Raw genomic sequence first — 752 nt, forward strand, 5'->3', positions numbered from 1 at the left:
GAGGCGGTGCCGCGGCTGGCCCGGGCGTGGGCGCGGGTGGCGCCGTCGGGCAGGACGAGGCGCTGACCGGCCTCACCCGCTGACGACGCTCGGCTGACGAGCTCAGTGGGTCCGCAGCTCCACACCCGGCGCGGCCTGCGTACCGTCGTGCAGCAGGCTCGCCTGCACGGCACCGGCCGCCGCGAGCTCGCGCCAGTGCTCGCCGAGCCACTGCTCGGCGTCGTACTGCGCCGTGAAGACGGGCGTGACGGGCTCGGTCAGGCGGCGCCCCTCGGCGTCGTCCAGGGCCCACTCCCACTGCGGACGGATCACTCGTACCTCCCACTTGCCGTGGAGCCCGCCGAACGGGTCAGGGCGCGGTTGATCTCCGACGCCCACAGCGGCCCCTCGTAGACGAACGACGTGTACCCCTGGGTCAGGTCGGCCCCCGCGCGCAGGTACGCGCGGACGTCGTCGGCCCGGGTGATGCCGCCCACGCCGATGATGACGGGTCCGGTGCCGAGGCGCTCCCGCAGGCGCGCGACGACCTCGATGCCCCGGCCCAGCAGCGGCGGGCCGGACAGGCCGCCCGGCCCGCGGTCGTGCCCGATCGTGGTGTTGACGGCGACGACACCGTCCAGGCCCAGCTCCAGCACGAGGTCGGCGACGGCGTCGACGTCGTCGTTCGCGAGGTCGGGCGCGATCTTGACCAGGAGCGGCACGCGCCGCCCGGTGCCGCGGCCGGCGGCCGTGCCGACCGTGGCCTCGTCGGC

General features: G+C 76.1%; 2 protein-coding genes. Both read right to left on the reverse strand.

From position 1 onward, the window contains the following. Positions 1 to 102: 102 nt before the first annotated feature. Positions 103 to 312, reverse strand: coding sequence for a hypothetical protein (locus PROKR_RS04465; protein ID WP_036959922.1), 210 nt, complete (start codon positions 310 to 312; stop codon positions 103 to 105). Further along, positions 309 to 752: diguanylate cyclase (locus tag PROKR_RS04470; protein WP_036959924.1), on the reverse strand; the 444-nt coding region annotated here is incomplete at its 5' end. The genes PROKR_RS04465 and PROKR_RS04470, both read right to left, overlap by 4 nt.

It is taken from the genome of Promicromonospora kroppenstedtii DSM 19349 (assembly GCF_000515355.1).
GTDB classification, from domain to species: domain Bacteria; phylum Actinomycetota; class Actinomycetes; order Actinomycetales; family Cellulomonadaceae; genus Promicromonospora; species Promicromonospora kroppenstedtii.